The 17,338-nt window shown below is 59.4% G+C and carries 16 protein-coding genes and 1 pseudogene; 12 read left to right on the top strand and 5 right to left on the bottom strand.

The window, feature by feature from the left end; genetic code table 11:
• Positions 1–112 precede the first annotated feature (112 nt).
• The 6 genes and pseudogenes from AC1DLB_RS02595 to AC1DLB_RS02570 form a co-directional block, all read left to right on the top strand.
• Positions 113–1,168 (top strand): annotated as a pseudogene (locus AC1DLB_RS02595) (ABC transporter substrate-binding protein); the annotation flags it as partial.
• Positions 1,169–1,269: 101 nt separating this feature from the next.
• Positions 1,270–2,178, top strand: a complete 909-nt coding sequence (locus AC1DLB_RS02590; RefSeq protein ID WP_018926470.1) for a carbohydrate ABC transporter permease — start codon at positions 1,270–1,272, stop codon at positions 2,176–2,178.
• A complete protein-coding gene (locus AC1DLB_RS02585; RefSeq protein WP_477744589.1) occupies positions 2,171–3,016 on the top strand; it encodes a carbohydrate ABC transporter permease in 846 nt (281 codons plus the stop codon). Before AC1DLB_RS02590 ends, AC1DLB_RS02585 begins: the two co-directional genes overlap by 8 nt.
• Before the next feature lie 2 nt (positions 3,017–3,018).
• Positions 3,019–4,179 carry an ABC transporter ATP-binding protein gene (locus AC1DLB_RS02580; protein WP_477784562.1) on the top strand — a complete coding sequence of 387 codons (1,161 nt, stop codon included), beginning with the start codon at positions 3,019–3,021 and terminating at the stop codon, positions 4,177–4,179.
• A gap of 129 nt (positions 4,180–4,308) precedes the next feature.
• Positions 4,309–5,655 carry a carbohydrate porin gene (locus AC1DLB_RS02575; protein WP_018926467.1) on the top strand — a complete coding sequence of 449 codons (1,347 nt, stop codon included), beginning with the start codon at positions 4,309–4,311 and terminating at the stop codon, positions 5,653–5,655.
• Between the two features lie 116 nt (positions 5,656–5,771).
• Positions 5,772–6,626, top strand: a complete 855-nt coding sequence (locus AC1DLB_RS02570) for a D-hexose-6-phosphate mutarotase (RefSeq protein ID WP_111454766.1) — start codon at positions 5,772–5,774, stop codon at positions 6,624–6,626.
• A 47-nt stretch (positions 6,627–6,673) separates the two neighbouring features.
• Here the strand turns inward: AC1DLB_RS02570 and AC1DLB_RS02565 are convergent, their stop codons facing one another.
• Positions 6,674–7,534, bottom strand: a complete 861-nt coding sequence (locus AC1DLB_RS02565) for a MurR/RpiR family transcriptional regulator (protein WP_172901244.1) — start codon at positions 7,532–7,534, stop codon at positions 6,674–6,676.
• 227 nt (positions 7,535–7,761) lie between these two features.
• Between AC1DLB_RS02565 and zwf the strand changes: the two genes are divergently transcribed.
• The 4 genes from zwf (at position 7,762) to AC1DLB_RS02545 (ending at position 11,558) form a co-directional block, all read left to right on the top strand.
• Positions 7,762–9,231: a glucose-6-phosphate dehydrogenase gene (gene zwf, locus AC1DLB_RS02560; protein WP_477784561.1), complete on the top strand. Its 1,470-nt coding sequence runs from the start codon at positions 7,762–7,764 to the stop codon at positions 9,229–9,231.
• A complete protein-coding gene (pgl, locus tag AC1DLB_RS02555; protein WP_018926463.1) occupies positions 9,218–9,931 on the top strand; it encodes a 6-phosphogluconolactonase in 714 nt (237 codons plus the stop codon). The genes zwf and pgl overlap by 14 nt, the downstream gene beginning before the upstream one ends.
• A 17-nt stretch (positions 9,932–9,948) precedes the next feature.
• Positions 9,949–10,614 carry a bifunctional 4-hydroxy-2-oxoglutarate aldolase/2-dehydro-3-deoxy-phosphogluconate aldolase gene (locus AC1DLB_RS02550; RefSeq protein ID WP_018926462.1) on the top strand — a complete coding sequence of 222 codons (666 nt, stop codon included), beginning with the start codon at positions 9,949–9,951 and terminating at the stop codon, positions 10,612–10,614.
• A gap of 218 nt (positions 10,615–10,832) precedes the next feature.
• Entirely contained in the window at positions 10,833–11,558 is a 726-nt protein-coding gene (locus AC1DLB_RS02545; protein ID WP_064616387.1) for an intradiol ring-cleavage dioxygenase, read from the top strand.
• A 2-nt stretch (positions 11,559–11,560) separates the two neighbouring features.
• Here the strand turns inward: AC1DLB_RS02545 and AC1DLB_RS02540 are convergent, their stop codons facing one another.
• Entirely contained in the window at positions 11,561–12,742 is a 1,182-nt protein-coding gene (locus tag AC1DLB_RS02540; RefSeq protein ID WP_477744590.1) for an aminotransferase class V-fold PLP-dependent enzyme, read from the bottom strand.
• 25 nt (positions 12,743–12,767) lie between these two features.
• The gene (locus AC1DLB_RS02535; RefSeq protein WP_007949456.1) at positions 12,768–13,004 is read right to left on the bottom strand and encodes a DUF3820 family protein; all 237 of its coding nucleotides are present in this window, start codon (positions 13,002–13,004) and stop codon (positions 12,768–12,770) included.
• Between the two features lie 202 nt (positions 13,005–13,206).
• Here AC1DLB_RS02535 and AC1DLB_RS02530 point away from each other — a divergent pair, with 202 nt between their 5' ends.
• On the top strand, positions 13,207–13,674 hold the full coding sequence (locus AC1DLB_RS02530; protein WP_477744591.1) for a ferritin-like domain-containing protein: 468 nt from the start codon (positions 13,207–13,209) through the stop codon (positions 13,672–13,674).
• Positions 13,675–13,938: 264 nt separating this feature from the next.
• Here AC1DLB_RS02530 and AC1DLB_RS02525 read toward each other — a convergent pair whose 3' ends face one another.
• Together AC1DLB_RS02525 and AC1DLB_RS02520 are read right to left on the bottom strand one after the other, a co-directional pair.
• Positions 13,939–14,409 (bottom strand): MaoC family dehydratase, encoded by a 471-nt coding sequence (locus AC1DLB_RS02525; protein ID WP_018926458.1) that lies wholly within the window; start codon positions 14,407–14,409, stop codon positions 13,939–13,941.
• A 43-nt stretch (positions 14,410–14,452) separates the two neighbouring features.
• Complete coding sequence (locus AC1DLB_RS02520; protein ID WP_018926457.1) at positions 14,453–15,397, bottom strand: alpha/beta hydrolase; 945 nt, start codon at positions 15,395–15,397, stop codon at positions 14,453–14,455.
• A gap of 233 nt (positions 15,398–15,630) precedes the next feature.
• Between AC1DLB_RS02520 and fadD2 the strand changes: the two genes are divergently transcribed.
• A complete protein-coding gene (gene fadD2 / locus AC1DLB_RS02515) occupies positions 15,631–17,319 on the top strand; it encodes a long-chain-fatty-acid--CoA ligase FadD2 (protein WP_064616391.1) in 1,689 nt (562 codons plus the stop codon).
• The last annotated feature ends 19 nt before the right edge of the window (positions 17,320–17,338 follow it).

Genomic DNA, 17,338 nt, shown 5'->3' with positions numbered 1-17,338 from the left:
GTGGTGACATTCGAACGTCCCTTCGTTACCTGCGAAGGTATGACTCCTGTTTAGAATCCATGCAGCGCAAGCACCAGACTTGCATGCATAACAACAAGAAAGGTACTACTAGATGAATGCGATTTCTCGCCTCGCTACTGTCATTTCTCTCGCTTCACTGCTTCCCGTTGCTGCATTCCCGCTCAGTGCCCTTGCCGCCGATTCCAAAGGTTCGGTGGAAGTCGTTCACTGGTGGACGTCTGGTGGTGAAAAAGCAGCTGTCGATGTGCTCAAGGCTCAAGTCGAAAAAGACGGTTTCACCTGGAAAGACGGCGCAGTCGCCGGCGGTGGCGGTGCCACGGCCATGACCGTACTCAAAAGCCGCGCCGTGGCCGGTAACCCGCCGGGTGTAGCGCAGATCAAAGGTCCGGACATTCAGGAATGGGCGTCTACCGGTCTGCTCGATACCGACGTCTTGAAAGACGCTGCCAAAGCTGAGAAGTGGGACAGCCTGCTCGACAAGAAAGTCTCCGATACCGTGAAGTACGACGGTAACTATGTGGCCGTGCCGGTGAACATTCACCGCGTCAACTGGTTGTGGATCAATCCGGAAGTCTTCAAGAAAGCCGGCATCGAAAAAGCGCCAACCACCCTTCAGGAATTCTACGCGGCCGGTGACAAGCTCAAGGCTGCGGGCTTCATTGCGCTTGCCCACGGTGGCCAGCCTTGGCAAGACAGCACCGTGTTCGAAGCGGTGGTCCTGTCGGTCATGGGCGTCGATGGCTACAAGAAAGCCCTGGTCGATCTGGATAACGCGGCGCTGACCGGTCCTGACATGGTCAAGGCGCTGACCGAGCTGAAGAAAGTCGCGACCTACATGGACGCCGACGGCAAAGGCCAGGACTGGAACCTGGAGGCGGCCAAGGTCATCAACGGCAAGGCCGGCATGCAGATCATGGGTGACTGGGCCAAGAGCGAGTGGACAGCGGCCAAGAAAGTCGCTGGCAAGGATTACGAGTGCGTAGCCTTCCCGGGCACCGACAAGGCCTTCACCTACAACATCGACTCGCTGGCCGTGTTCAAGCAGAAAGACAAGGGCACTGCTGCAGCTCAGCAGGACATTGCCAAGATCGTGCTGGGTGAGAACTTCCAGAAAGTCTTCAGCATCAACAAGGGTTCGATCCCGGTTGTCATTCAACGCAGATGTCGACTGACACACCGCCTTCGCCAGCAAGCCGGCTCCTACAGGGGACCTGCCCGAATTCTCTCTCTCTCGTACTGGATCTTCCCATGAGTTCTGTTGCTGTGTTCAGCAAGGCCTCGCCGTTCGATGCGCTGCAGCGCTGGCTCCCCAAGCTGGTGCTGGCGCCGAGCATGTTCATTGTTCTGGTGGGGTTCTATGGCTATATCCTGTGGACCTTCGTCCTGTCGTTCACCACTTCGACCTTCCTGCCGACTTACAAATGGGCGGGTCTGGCGCAGTACCAGCGGCTGTTCGACAACGATCGCTGGTGGGTAGCGAGCAAGAACCTGGCGCTTTTCGGCGGCATGTTCATCGGTATCACCCTGGTGATCGGTGTGTTGCTGGCGGTGTTTCTTGATCAGCGCATTCGTCGCGAAGGTTTCATTCGCACCATTTACCTGTACCCGATGGCGCTTTCGATGATCGTCACCGGTACTGCCTGGAAGTGGCTGCTCAACCCGGGCATGGGCCTGGACAAATTGCTGCGTGACTGGGGCTGGGAAGGCTTTCGCCTGGACTGGCTGATCGATCCGGATCGCGTTGTGTACTGCCTGGTGATCGCGGCGGTATGGCAAGCCTCGGGCTTTATCATGGCGATGTTCCTCGCCGGCCTGCGTGGCGTTGATCAATCGATCATCCGTGCCGCCCAGATCGATGGCGCGAGCATGCCGCGCATTTACCTGAAAGTGGTGTTGCCGAGCCTGCGCCCGGTGTTCTTCAGCGCAGTGATGATCCTGGCCCACATCGCTATCAAGAGTTTCGACCTGGTAGCGGCAATGACCGCTGGTGGCCCGGGTTATTCCTCCGATCTGCCTGCGATGTTCATGTATTCCTTCACCTTCAGTCGCGGCCAGATGGGCATGGGCTCGGCCAGTGCGATTCTGATGCTCGGTGCGATTCTCGCGATCATCGTGCCTTACCTGTACTCCGAGCTGAGGGCCAAACGTCATGACTAGTTTCGCTACCAAACCTGCCATCAGCCTGAGTCGCATCGCGATCTATGGCGTGCTGCTCCTTGCGGTATTGCTGTACCTGATACCGCTGGTGGTCATGCTGTTGACCAGTTTCAAGACGCCTGAAGACATCAACTCCGGCAACCTGCTGAGCTGGCCGACCGTGGTCAGCGGTATTGGCTGGATCAAGGCCTGGGGCACGGTTGACGGGTACTTCTGGAACTCGATCAAGATCACCGTTCCGGCGGTAATGATCTCCACGGCCATCGGTGCGTTGAACGGCTATGTGCTGTCGATGTGGCGCTTTCGCGGGTCGCAGTTGTTCTTCGGCCTGCTGCTGTTCGGTTGCTTCCTGCCATTCCAGACGGTCCTGCTGCCGGCCTCGTTCACCCTCGGCAAGATGGGCCTGGCCAGCACGACGACAGGCCTGGTGTTCGTGCACGTGGTCTACGGCCTGGCGTTCACCACGCTGTTTTTCCGTAACTACTACGTCAGCGTTCCCGATGCACTGGTGAAGGCAGCGCGGCTCGATGGCGCGGGGTTCTTCACCATCTTCCGCTTGATCATTTTGCCGATGTCCACCCCGATCATCATGGTCTGCCTGATCTGGCAGTTCACCCAGATCTGGAACGACTTCCTGTTCGGCGTGGTGTTCTCCAGCGGTGACTCGCAACCCATTACGGTGGCGTTGAACAACTTGGTCAACACCAGTACCGGGGCCAAGGAATACAACGTTGATATGGCGGCGGCAATGATCGCCGGGCTGCCGACCCTGCTGGTCTATGTGGTCGCAGGTAAGTATTTCGTGCGCGGGCTGACGGCCGGCGCAGTCAAGGGGTAATCATGGCTACGCTCGAACTTCGCAATGTAAACAAAACCTATGGCCCCGGCCTGCCGGACACCCTCAAGAACATCGAGCTGTCGATCAAGGACGGTGAGTTCCTGATTCTTGTAGGCCCTTCGGGTTGCGGTAAATCGACCCTGATGAATTGCATCRCCGGCCTTGAGACCATCACCGGCGGCGCGATCATGATCGGTGACCAGGACGTCAGCGGCATGAGCCCCAAAGACCGCGACATCGCCATGGTGTTCCAGTCCTACGCGCTGTACCCGACCATGAGCGTGCGCGAAAACATCGCGTTCGGTTTGAAGATCCGCAAGATGCCTGCCGCCGACATCGACGCGGAAGTCGCTCGCGTGGCCAAGCTGTTGCAAATCGAACACCTGCTCAACCGCAAGCCGGGTCAGCTCTCCGGTGGTCAGCAACAGCGCGTGGCCATGGGCCGGGCGTTGGCGCGTCGGCCGAAGATCTACCTGTTCGACGAACCGCTGTCCAACCTCGACGCCAAGCTGCGGGTCGAGATGCGCACCGAAATGAAACTGATGCACCAGCGCCTGAAAACCACCACGGTCTACGTGACCCACGACCAGATCGAAGCGATGACCCTGGGCGACAAAGTGGCGGTGATGAAGGACGGGATCATCCAGCAGTTCGGTACGCCGAAAGACATCTACAACAACCCGGCCAACCTGTTCGTGGCGAGCTTCATCGGTTCGCCACCGATGAACTTCATCCCCCTGCGTTTGCAGCGCAAGGACGGCCGTCTTTTGGCGTTGCTCGACAGTGGTCAGGCGCGCTGCGAATTGCCGCTGGGCATGCAGGACGYCGGGCTCGAAGACCGCGAAGTGATCCTCGGCATGCGCCCGGAGCAAATCGTGCTGGCGAACGGCGAAGCCAACGGCCTGCCGACCATCCGCGCCGAAGTGCAGGTCACCGAACCGACCGGTCCCGACACCCTGGTATTCGTCAATCTCAACGACACCAAGGTCTGCTGCCGTCTGGCACCGGACGTCGCACCAGCCCCGGGCGAGACCCTGACGCTGCAATTCGATCCATCGAAAGTGCTGCTGTTCGATGCCAAGACCGGTGAGCGTCTGGGCGTTGCCGGCCTGCCAAAAACCGAAGCTCACAGCGCCAACGTGGCCCAGTTCAAAGGCCGCTGAAGATCAAATGTGGGAGCGAGCAAGCCCGCTCTCACAGGGGGGATTAGTGGCGGATGGAGACATCCGTCGCAATCGATGTAAACCGCGTTAGATAAAAACAGTTAATAACAATAAAACGAGGATGTAGGGATGAAGAAGAAGAACAACGCTCAGCTGATCTGCCAATTGTCAGCGGTTGCGGCGATGATGCTGGCCGGTAGCGTACACGCGGCTGACGCGTTCAGTGCCGATTCCCAGTGGATGACGGGGGACTGGGGGGGCGAGCGGACCAAGCTGATCGAGCAAGGTATCGACATCAAGGCCGACTATGTCGGTGAAGTGGGCGCCAACCTGCACGGCGGCTACAACGACGACAAGACGGCTCGTTACGCCGACCAGTTTGGTCTGGGCGTGGCGCTGGACCTGCAAAAATTGTGGGGCTGGGATAACACCCAGGCCAAGATCCAGCTCACCAACCGTAACGGTCAGAACATCTCCAATGACCGTGTCGGCGACCCGCGTGCCGGCACCTTGAGCTCCTCCCAGGAAGTCTACGGCCGTGGCCACATGGTCCGTCTGACCCAGCTGTGGATCAAGCACCAGTTCCTCGACGGGAAACTGGACGTCAAGGCTGGTTACTTCGGCGAAGGCGAAGACTTCAACACCTTCCCTTGTGAGTTCCAGAACCTGGCATTCTGCGGTTCCCAGGCGGGTAACTGGGCGACCGGTATCTGGTACAACTGGCCGGTCATGCAGGCAGCGGTTCGCGTGAAGTACAACATCACGCCTGAGTTCTATGCGCAGATCGGCGCGTACAACCAGAACCCATCGCAACTTGAGCACGGTAACGGTTTCAAGCTCAGCGGCAGTGGTACCAAAGGCACCGTCTTGCCGGTTGAATTGGTCTGGTCGCCGAAGGTCAACAACCTGCCGGGCGAATACCGTGTTGGTTACTACAAGAGCACGGCCGACGCCAATGACGTCCGTAAAGACGACAACGGCAATGATGCAGCGACCACCGGCAATGCCTATCGCAGCCATGACAGCAAGCACGGCTACTGGTTCGTGGCGCAGCAACAACTGACCACCCATAACGGTGATGCTTCGCGCGGTCTGAACATCGCGGCCAACGCCACCTTCCACGACAAGGACACCAACTTCGTCGACAACTACCAGTCGCTGATGTTTGTTTACAAGGGCCCGTTCGATGCGCGTCCAAAAGACGACGTCGGGATCGGTTTCTCCCGTATCCATGTCAACGATGACGTGAAGAAAAACTCCGAGTTGGTCAACGCCGCCAATGGTGTCACCGACTACAACGATCCACTGTTCGCGCCACTGCGCAGCACCGAGTACAACTACGAGATCAACTACGGTTTCCACGTTACCAACTGGCTGACGGTGCGTCCTAACTTGCAATACATCACTCACCCGGGTGGTGTGGATGAAGTTGATAACGCGCTGGTCGCCGGCCTGAAAATTCAGTCGGTGTTCTAACGCTGTTGCGATAAGCTCCTCTCTATGTGCGCATATTTGCGGACGGCCATGGCTGTCCGCTTTTTTTTGGGGGTGGCGCACCCTCGGGTGACAGATGATTTTCAGGACCGTGGCACATGCTTGAGCATCCGCTACAACGCTTCTTCAAATCCTTGCGCGAACGTCCGGTGTTTGCGTGGGAGCGCTATCAGATGCGCGACGTGCTGGTGATCGACCATCCGCTGTGTCAGGCGGTGTTCAGTCGTCAGGGCGCGCAGTTGTTGCACTTCCAGCCAAAGGGTCAGAAACCCTGGCTGTGGTGCGCGGCGAAATGGCCGCACGTGGGTGCGATTCGCGGCGGCGTGCCGGTGTGCTGGCCGTGGTATGGCCGCCACCCAAGCGAAAACGCCTGGCCGTCCCATGGTTGGGCGCGCCTGCTCGACTGGAAGCTGCTCGACAGCAGCAGTGACGACGATGGCGTGCGCCTGCACTGGCAGTTACAGCTGTGCGACTGGCAAGTGGACTTGCATGCGCACCTGGGCGAACGCATGGATTTGCACATGAGCACCGAGCATCAGGACGACATGCCGTGCCAGTTGAGTCAGGCGTTGCACGCCTATTGGCGTATTGGTGACGTCGGTGAGATAGCGCTGTCTGGGCTCGAAGGAGCGCAAGGTTACGACCAGTTGAACCGCCAGGCTTGCCAACAGGAAGGCGAGTTGCGGGTCGACGGTGGGTGTCAGCGGGTGTTCCAGCATGACGGCGAATTGCAGCTCAAGGACCACGCCTGGCAGCGCGAACTGTGCATCGACACCGGTGATCATGCGGACACGGTGGTCTGGCATCCCGGCTCGCGGCCATTACTGGGCGTGAGCTGGAACGAGATTTCCGAGTTCGTCTGTGTGGAAGCGGCCAGCGGCGGCACCGACAGCCTGTGCCTGGCGCCGGGGGAGCGGGCGTATCTGAGTTTGCAGGCGCGGGTTGGGGCGTAGCTGATAGTGATCATTCCCACGCAGAGCGTGGGAATGATCGTTGTAGGTTAATTAAACTCATCCCCAATCGGATACCGACTGGCATTGAGGCTTTCCTTGATCTTGCGCAAATGCGGCTGGAAGTCCACGCCTCGGCGCAAGGTCATGCCGGTGGCAAGCACATCGAGCACGGTCAGCTGAATGATCCGCGAGGTCATCGGCATGTAAATGTCGGTGTCTTCCGGCAACGGAATGTTCAGGCTCAAGGTACTGGCCTTGGCCAGCGGCGAACCTTCGGCCGTCAGCCCCAGCACCGAAGCGCCGTTTTCCCGGGCGATGCGCGCCACTTCCACCAATTCGCGGGTGCGGCCGGTGTAGGAGATGATCACGAACAACTCACCGGTGTGGGCCACCGAGGCAATCATGCGTTGCATCAGCACATCGGCATGGGCGGTCACTGCCAGGTTGAAGCGGAAGAACTTGTGCTGCGCATCCAGTGCCACCGGGGCCGAGGCGCCGAGGCCGAAGAAGTGGATCTGCCGGGCCTGGATCAACAGGTCGACGGCGCGGCTGATCAGGTTCGGGTCCAGTGCCTGGCAGGCGCTGTCCAGGGACGCGATGGCGCTGCCGAAGATTTTCTGGGTGTAAGCCTCGGGGTTGTCGTCGGCTTCCACCGCACGGCTGACATACGCCGCGCCGCTGGCCAGGCTCTGGGCCAGCTGCAGTTTCAGTTCAGGGTAGCCGCTGACACCGAATGAGCGRCAGAAACGGTTGACCGTCGGCTCACTGACCGACGCGGCCTGGGCGAGGGCGGCGATGCTGAACCGGGTCGCCTGCTGTGGGTTGAGCAGGATCACTTCGGCGACTTTGCGTTCTGCCTTGTTCAGGTCTTCGAGGCGACTCTGGATCTGTTCCAGTAAATTTCGCACGCGGTCCATATGGGGTTCCTAAATTCACCTGCGCAAACAAGCGCTCGGCTATGCAAATTGGGCCTTTGATACGGCCCATAACGGTGGCCTATCCTACTGATGGCTCCGACCGACCACCACTCGGAATCTATATTTTGCGAAAATGTTGTGGTTATTACTACATTTTCCCTTGAGTGATGCCTTGAAAAAAGGTATTTGTAGCTTAACTTGATAAAAGAACAAACATCATGCCTTCGATTACGGTTGAACCGTGCACCTTTGCCTTGTTCGGCGCTCTCGGCGATCTAGCCCTGCGCAAGCTGTTTCCTGCCCTTTATCAACTCGATGGCGCCGGCCTGCTTCATGAGGATACGCGCATTATCGCACTGGCCCGTGAACCTGGCAGCGAGCAGCAGCATCTGGCGTTCATCGCCACCGAGTTGCGTCGCTACGTGGGCGCCAAAGAGCTGGATGAAGCCGTGCTCGAGCGCYTCCTGGCCCGGTTGAGTTACCTGCATGTCGACTTCCTCAAGGCTGACGATTACGTCGCCCTGGCCGAGCAGGCCGGCAGCGCCCAGCGGGTGATTGCCTACTTCGCCACGCCGGCGGCGGTTTACGGTGCTATTTGCGAGAACCTGTCAAAGGTTGGCCTGGCCGAAAACACCCGCGTGGTGCTGGAAAAACCCATCGGTTCTGACCTGGAATCCTCGCGCAAGGTCAACGACGCCGTGGCGCAGTTCTTCCCGGAGAACCGCACCTACCGTATCGACCACTATCTGGRCAAAGAGACCGTACAAAACCTGATCGCCCTGCGTTTCGCCAACAGCCTGTTCGAAACCCAGTGGAACCAGAATTACATTTCCCACGTGGAAATCACCGTGGCCGAGCAGGTCGGGATCGAAGGCCGTTGGGGTTACTTCGACAAGGCCGGCCAGCTGCGGGACATGATCCAGAATCACCTGCTGCAGTTRCTGTGCCTGATCGCCATGGACCCGCCGGCCGACTTGTCCGCCGACAGCATCCGCGACGAGAAAGTCAAAGTGCTCAAGGCACTGGCGCCGATCAGCCCGGAAGGCCTGACCACTCAAGTGGTGCGCGGCCAGTACATCGCCGGTCACAGCGAAGGCAAGTCGGTGCCGGGGTATCTGGAGGAGCYTAACTCCAACACCCAGAGCGACACCGAAACCTTCGTTGCCCTGCGTGCCGACATTCGCAACTGGCGTTGGGCCGGCGTACCGTTTTACCTGCGCACCGGCAAGCGCATGCCGCAGAAGCTGTCGCAGATCGTCATCCACTTCAAGGAACCGTCGCACTACATCTTCGCCCCCGAGCAGCGCTTGCAGATCAGCAACAAACTGATCATCCGCCTGCAACCGGACGAAGGCATTTCCTTGCGCGTGATGACCAAGGAACAAGGCCTGGACAAGGGCATGCAGTTGCGCAGCGGTCCGTTGCAGCTGAATTTTTCCGACACCTGGCGCAGCGCACGGATTCCCGATGCCTACGAGCGGTTGTTGCTGGAAGTGATGCGTGGCAATCAGAACCTGTTTGTCCGTAAAGATGAAATCGAAGCCGCGTGGAAGTGGTGTGACCAGTTGATTGCCGGGTGGAAAAAGTCCGGTGATGCGCCCAAGCCGTACGCGGCCGGGTCCTGGGGGCCGATGAGTTCCATTGCACTGATCACGCGGGACGGGAGGTCGTGGTATGGCGATATCTGAATTGAAACTGCCTCAGGGCGTCAGCGCCCATGAGTTCAAAAAACCGATGCTGCTGGCCGAAGGCCTGGCATTGGCAGTGGCCAAACAACTGAGCGACGCGATTGCCGCACAAGGCACAGCGACGCTGGTGGTGTCCGGTGGGCGCAGCCCGGTGGCATTTTTCCAGCACCTGGCCAAGCAGGCGCTGGACTGGTCGAAGGTGGTGGTCAGCCTGGCTGACGAGCGCTGGGTGCCGGTGGAGCATGCCGACAGTAATGCCGGTCTGCTCAAGCGTTACCTGTTGCAAGGTCCGGCGGCCAAGGCCCAGTTCCTGAGCCTCTACAGTGCCACCGCCAACCTGGAGCAGGCCGCCGAGCAGGCTGATCGCTTGCTCGCCGAATTGCCGGCGATCGATGTGCTGGTGCTGGGCATGGGCGACGACGGTCACACCGCATCACTGTTCCCCAACAGCCCGAACCTGGCCGACGCCTTGAAAGTCGACGGCACTCGTCGTTGCTGGCCGATGCTGGCGCCGACCGTGCCGCGTCAGCGCCTGACCATGAGTCGCGCGCTGCTGGCTTCGGCCAGGCACACCGTTCTATCGATTTCCGGTCAGTCCAAGTTGACCACCCTGAGCGCCGCACTGGCCGGTGACGATGTCGCCGCCATGCCGATTCGGGCGTTTCTGCAACCTACGTTAGAGATTTACTGGTGCCCATGAACCAAGGATCAGCCGCTATGACAAACACATCCCCGACCGTTTCCATGGCGGACAAAGTTGCCCTGATCGACAGCCTCTGCGCCAAGGCGCGGATCCTGCCGGTGATCACCATCGCTCGCGAACAGGACGTGCTGCCGTTGGCCGACGCCCTGGCCGCCGGTGGCCTCACGGCGCTGGAAGTGACCCTGCGTTCGCAGTTCGGCCTCAAGGCCATCCAGATCCTGCGCGAAAAGCGTCCGGAGCTGGTGACCGGTGCCGGTACGGTGCTTGATCGCAGCATGCTGGCCGCTGCCGAAGCCGCCGGTTCGCAATTCATCGTGACGCCGGGCATCACCCGTGACTTGCTCGAAGCCAGTGTCGCCAGCCCGATCCCGCTGTTGCCGGGCATCAGCAACGCCTCCGGCATCATGGAAGGCTATTGCCTGGGCTATCGCCGCTTCAAGCTGTTCCCGGCGGAAGTCAGCGGCGGCGTCGCAGCCATCAAAGCCCTGGGCGGCCCGTTCGGCGAAGTTAAATTCTGCCCGACCGGCGGCGTCAGCCCGGCCAACATCAAGAGCTACATGGCGTTGAAAAACGTGATGTGCGTGGGCGGTAGCTGGATGCTTGACCCCGAGTGGATCAAGAACGGCGACTGGGCCCGTATCCAGGAGTGCACCGCCGAGGCGTTGGCGCTGCTGGACTGATCTGATTTACCGGATATACCGGATTTACCAAACACTTCGTTGTGTGTTCTACGGCTTTACGGTGCGCTTGGTCGGTGCACCGTTTTTTTTTGCCTGGTGAAAATCCCCATGACTGTCGAAATGCTCTTTTTAGGATCGACATCACGCGATACATAGTTACCGCATCTCGCCGCACGTCCAGCGTTAATCTGCGTTCATCTTATGGAAGAGAGAACGTCATGGACGACAACACCTCGGCTGCACCCCCACTACCGGTTTATCAACTGTCACCCGAGCAGATCGCCGGTCCGTATTTTCGAAATCCAAAACTGATCAGGCGAAACGTCAGCGAAGGCATGGACGGCATTCCCTTGGTGCTGCGGCTCACGATCGTCGATGCCATGACCGGTCAACCGGTTACCGGGGCATTGGTCGATATCTGGCATTGCAATGCGCGCGGGGCGTATTCGGGCTGGAGCAAGGTCAACCCGGACAAGGAAGTCGATGTGGATGATATCGGGTCGATCCCGCGCACCGACGACGACACCTACCTGCGTGGTGGGCAATTCACCGACAAAATGGGCATCGTGCGGTTTACCACTATTTATCCGGGGTTCTATGCCGGCCGCGCTTTGCATATTCACGTCGCGGTACGCATCACAGCCGGTAATAACTATCTGGAAGAGCGGCACGTCGCCTGGGTCGGCCAGCTTTACTTTCCCGAGGTCGCATCAAGGTCGGTGCTCAATGCCCGTGAGTACAGCGGTCGAGCCGTCTCACCGCTGACCAATGCGCAGGATATGTTTTATCAGCGCATGGGCGGCGAGGCCTCGACCCTGAATATTCACACCATCGGTCGAGACTCGAATGAGGACGGCTTTTTCGGGCACATGACCATCGGTGTCGACACGTTTGCGGCGTCATCGCAAATCAAGCCCGAGGACTTTGATAAATACACTGTGTGACGTCAGCGCAATTCGTTCAACACCCGGGCCAGTACATCCATGTCCGCTGCCATGGTCGTGAGCCCCGGTGTGATGCGGATGCACGGGCCACACGCCGCGCCGCTGCGCGCCACGGTAAACAGGTTGTAGTCGTTGAGCAGGCGCTCGACCATCGCCTGTTGGTCGGCATGCCGGGTAAAGCGCATCGAGGTGATGCCGCAATACAGGCGCGGGTCATCCGGGGTCAGGACTTCGATCCCCGGTAACTCCCGAACGGCATCGACCCAGCGGTTGCGCAGGTAATTGAGCCGAGCGCCCTTGGCGACGGAACCGCCCATGGCCTGATGCTCTTCGAACACCAGCGGCAGGGTCAGCAGGGCCGGGATGTTCGGGGTGCTGTATGGCGTGCGGGCGCGAATGTCGGTGGCCGGGAAATGCATCTCGCCCATATCGGGATCAATGTCGACCAGGCGCTCGGGCGCGATGTAAATGAAGCCGAGAGTCAGCGGCGCACCGATCCATTTGTGCAGGTTGTAGCCGGCGAAGGCGATGCCCAGTTCATCGAGGTTGAACTCGATCTGGCCCAGAGCATGGGCGCCGTCAAGGATCACATCGATGCCATGCTCCTTGGCGGCAGCGGCGATCGCCTGCACCGGCATTACCAGACCGGTGCGATGGGTGACGTGGGTCAGGGCCATCAACTTCAGTCGCGGATAACGTGTGAAAGCTTCGCGGTACGTGGCCAGCAAGCTGTCGAAACTGGCGGGGCGACGGTGCTCGATCTCGATCACTTCCACGCCTCGATAGCGGGCCAGCCAACGCATTGCGCTCTTGACCGTGTCGTACTCCAGATCGCACAGCAGGACCTGATCGCCCGGTTCCAGGCGATTGTAGTTGCGGATCAGCGACTGCAAGCCGTCCGAGGCGTTGCGGGTGAAGGCGACGGCTTCGGCCGGGGCGCCGATCAGTTTGGCCAGCTGCGCGCGAATCTTGACGCTTTCGCCCTGTTCGAAGCGCTGGCGCACATGCACCGAGTTGCCGCGGTTGATGAGCTCGATGTTGCGTTGATACTCCTCGACCACGGTGCGTGACATGCGCCCGAAGTAACCGTTCTCCAGGTTCAGGGGGCCGGGTTCGACAGCGTAGCGGTCGGCAAAGGTCTGCCAAAAGGCTTCATCACGGGCACGGCGGGTGTTATCGGGCATGGGCGACTCGGTGCGATAGGGCGGTTCAGTGACGAGGGGCAGGTTTGCCGTGCTTGGCGCGCAGCGGTTCGAGCAGTTCCGACAGGCCGTTGTGGTCGATTTCCTGCATCAAGGCCAGCAACCCGCCCAGTTCCCCGTGAGGGAAACCTTCGCGAGCGAACCAGTTCAGGTACTGACCGGGCAGGTCGGCGATGATACGGCCCTTGTATTTGCCGAAGGGCATCTCGCGGGTAATCAGCAGTTCGAGCTTTTCGGGATTCATCATCAGTCGTCTTGATTTAGAACAGTCTGGAAAATACAGGCATTCTGCATGCAGGCCAATTGACAGATCATGCAAAAAAAGCGGATACAGATTTCGACTAAAGATTAAATCATTGAAATATAAGTAAAAAATTTCAATTCGAAGCTGGCATGCAGGGTGCAACGATTGATTGCATCTTTCATCAACCGCAAGGAATTGAAAAATGACCGACATTAATAAAGAAGCGATCTCTGTACTCAACGACCTGATTGAAACCTGTAAAGACGGTCAGGAAGGGTTCAAGACTTGCGCTGAAGACATCAAGAATCCCGAACTCAAAAACCTGTTCATTCAGCGCTCCGCCGACTGCGCCTCTGCCGCTGCCGAACTGCAGGCCACTGTGCGTTCCCTGGGCGGTGATCCGGAAACCTCCACCAGTGTCAGCGGCGATCTGCACCGTCGTTGGGTGGATGTGAAGTCGATGTTCACCGGCAAGGATGAAGAGGCGGTGCTGAACGAAGCCGAACGCGGTGAAGACCATGCGAAGAAGGCTTACAAGGACGCATTGGATAAAATCAACAAGTACAACCTGGTGGGCATTCGTGACATCGTTGAACGCCAGTATCACGGCGTGCAACGCAACCACGATCAGGTCAAAGCCCTGCGCAACCAGGCTCGCGCACGCTCGTAAGCGTTCGTTACCCATCAAAAACGCCAGCCAGTCTGGCGTTTTTTTGTGTTCGAGATTGTAGGAGAACGAAACGCTGCATTCACCGTGGCGAGGGGGGCTTTTTGTGGCGAGGGAGCTTGCTCCCGCTGGGGTGCGCAGCGCCCCCAATCGGGCACCTCGATTCACCTGTTCCGGCGCGGAGCAGCTTTTACGACTGCTGCGCAGCCGAACGGGAGCAAGCTCCCTCGCCACAGAAGCCCATCCAGGCCACGGATGAGTGATGAATCAGCCGATGCTGATCGCCGGCAACGTCGGCAATGTCACGGTCTGCTGTTTACGCGGCGCCAGAATCTCCGCCTCGCCATCCACTACCAGTTCATCACGCTGATTGAACACTCGGGTGGCGATCCGCACACGAAACTTCGGCATTTTCTCGAGAATTTCCAGGCGCACCGTCAGCGTGTCGCCAATCTTCACCGGCTTCTGAAAGCTCATCGTCTGACCGATATAAATAGTCCCCGGCCCAGGCAGCTCGCAAGCCACCGCCGCACTGATCAACGCGCCGCTGAACATGCCGTGGGCGATACGTTCCTTGAACATGGAGGCAGCGGCGAATTCGGCGTCCAGGTGCACCGGGTTGTGGTCGCCGGACATCGCGGCGAACAACTGAATGTCGCGTTCTTCGACGGTTTTGCTGTAGCTGGCGGTCTGGCCGACTTCGAGGGCTTCGTAAGGGGTGTTGGTAACCTGGGTCATCTGTCTCGATTCCTGTGACGAATTAAATGAATCCACAAAAAAACTATTCGGCTCTGGGTGGCCGGCGGTTGCTCAAGGCCTGGGCGATCCAGTTCAGCACGTCGGCAGTCACTTCATCGCGATTGCTCTCATTGAACAGTTCGTGCCGGGCCTGCGGGTAAATATTCAAGTGCAGGCTCTGGCAGCCAGCGTCGCGCAGGGCGTGGGCCAGATCTTTCAGACGTTTGCCTTCGCTCACCGGATCACATTCGCCGCCAATTACCAGCAGCGGCAGGCCCGGATCGATCTGGGCGAGATTGGACGCTTTGCTGATTTGCTGCAAGCCGCCGAGCAAATCGATCCATAGCTGATTGGTGCAGCGAAAGCCGCAGAGCGGGTCGTTGGCGTACTTGTCGACCTCGGCCGGGTCGCGGCTCAGCCAGTCAAACGAGGTGCGAGCTGGTTTGAACTTCTTGTTGAACGAGCCGAACGACAGCCATTCGATCAATGCACTGCGACCCTTGGGGCCCTGGCGCAGGCGTTCGAGACGAGCAATTTGGCGCGCTGCGCGATAGAGCGCCACGGGCTGGAAGTTCGAGCCGCTGAGAATCGCCCCGTGCAGGCTGGCGCTGTGGTGCAGCAAGTAAGCCTGGGCGATGTAGCTGCCCATGCTGTGGCCCAACAGCACGATTGGCACGCCGGGATGCTGTTGGCCGATATGTTGGTTGAGGCAGGCGAGGTCACCGACCACTTTGCCCCAGCCATCGCTGTCGGCGAAGTGGCCCAGGGTGCCGTTTTCAGCGGTTTTGCCATGTCCACGCAGGTCCGGTGCGTAAACACCGTAGCCCTGTTCGCAGAGCTTTTCTGCCAGGCGAGCGTAGCGACCGCTGTGTTCCGCCATGCCATGGGCCAGCAGGATCACGGCTTTGAGCGGTGCAGTCGGCAGCCACTGGTTGACGAAGAGGCGGCTGCGGTCGCTCGCGGTCAGCCAGAAAGTGTCATGGATCATGGCGATTCCTTTGCATGGGACTGCATGCGGCATGGGCGTCGTTGCATTGTATAGCGCATCCCGCGCGCGCCGTCTGATCAGGCAGCGCCGGGGCAGCAAGATTCACGGGATCAATGAGGACTGTGCGCATATTTGCCTGATTCACCATAGCTGCTAGTGTCCGGGAAGCACCGCTTTTCAGAAGTGATAGAAAAAGCGGCCCCGGATAGATTCAGGTAATGAGGACAAGAACAATGCAACCTGATTTCTGGAATGACAAACGCCCGGCCGGCGTGCCCCTGGATATCGACCTTGGGGCCTATAAGTCGGTGATCGAGGTGTTCGAGCGTTCCTGCAAGAAATTTGCTGACCGCCCGGCATTCAGCAACATGGGCGTGACCCTGACCTACGCTGAACTGGAACGTTACAGCGCTGCGTTCGCCGGTTACCTGCAAGCCCACACCGACCTGGTGCCGGGGGATCGCATCGCGGTGCAGATGCCCAACGTCCTGCATTACCCGATTGCCGTGTTTGGCGCCCTGCGTGCCGGGCTGATCGTGGTCAACACCAACCCGCTGTACACCGCGCGGGAGATGCGTCATCAGTTCAAGGACTCCGGTGCCCGGGCGCTGGTGTACCTGAACGTGTTTGGACAGAAGGTCCAGGAAGTGTTGCCCGACACTGACATCCAATACCTGATCGAAGCGAAGATGGGCGACCTGATGCCCACCGCCAAGGGCTGGCTGATCAATACCGTGGTCGCCAAGGTCAAGAAAATGGTCCCGGACTATTCAYTGCCCCGGGCCATCTCCTTCAAGAGCGCGCTACGTCTGGGCCGGGGCCTGGGCATCAAACCRCTGAATGTCGGTCTCGACGACATTGCCGTATTGCAATACACCGGCGGCACCACCGGGCTGGCCAAGGGTGCGATGCTGACCCACGGCAACCTGGTGGCGAACATGCAGCAGGCGCGGGCATGCCTCAGTCAACTGGGTGCCGACGGTCAGCCGCTGCTGCGCGAAGGCCAGGAAGTGATGATTGCGCCGCTGCCGCTGTACCACATCTATGCCTTCACGGCGAACTGCATGTGCATGATGGTGACCGGCAACCACAACGTGCTGATCACCAATCCACGGGACATCAAGGGCTTCATCAAGGAGCTGAAGAACTGGCGGTTCTCGGCGCTGCTTGGGCTCAACACGCTGTTCGTCGCGCTGATGGACCATCCCGACTTCAAGACCCTGGATTGCTCCAGTCTCAAACTCACCAACTCCGGCGGCACGGCGCTGGTCAAGGCCACCGCCGAGCGCTGGGAACAGCTCACCGGTTGCCGGATCACCGAAGGTTACGGCCTGACCGAAACCTCGCCGGTGGCCTGCACCAACCCTTACGGCGACAAATCGCGCATCGGCACGGTCGGCCTGCCGGTACCGGGCACGACCCTGAAAGTGATCAACGACGAAGGCGTCGAGCAGCCGTTGGGCGAACGTGGCGAACTGTGCATCAAGGGCCCGCAGATCATGAAGGGCTACTGGCAGAAACCCGAAGCCACCGCCGAAGTGCTGGATGCCGACGGCTGGTTCAAGTCGGGCGACATCGGGGTGATCGACCCGGATGGTTTCGTGCGTATTGTCGATCGTAAGAAAGACATGATCATCGTCTCGGGCTTCAACGTGTACCCGAACGAGATCGAAGACGTGGTGATGGCCCACCCGAAAGTCGCCAACTGTGCGGTGATCGGCGTGCCGGACGAGCGTTCGGGGGAGGCGGTGAAACTGTTTGTGGTGGCCCGTGAGTCGGGGGTCAGCCTTGAAGAGCTGAAGGCTTACTGCAAGGAAAACTTCACGGCGTACAAAGTGCCCAAGCACATCGTGTTGCGTGAGTCGTTGCCGATGACGCCGGTGGGCAAGATTTTGCGGCGGGAGTTGCGGGATATCGCATAAACGGTCGTAGACCGAGGTG

This window comes from Pseudomonas sp. 05N434 (assembly GCF_056396965.1).
Note: the sequence above shows the minus strand (reverse complement) of the source record. Positions and strands in the feature narration are given on the sequence as shown.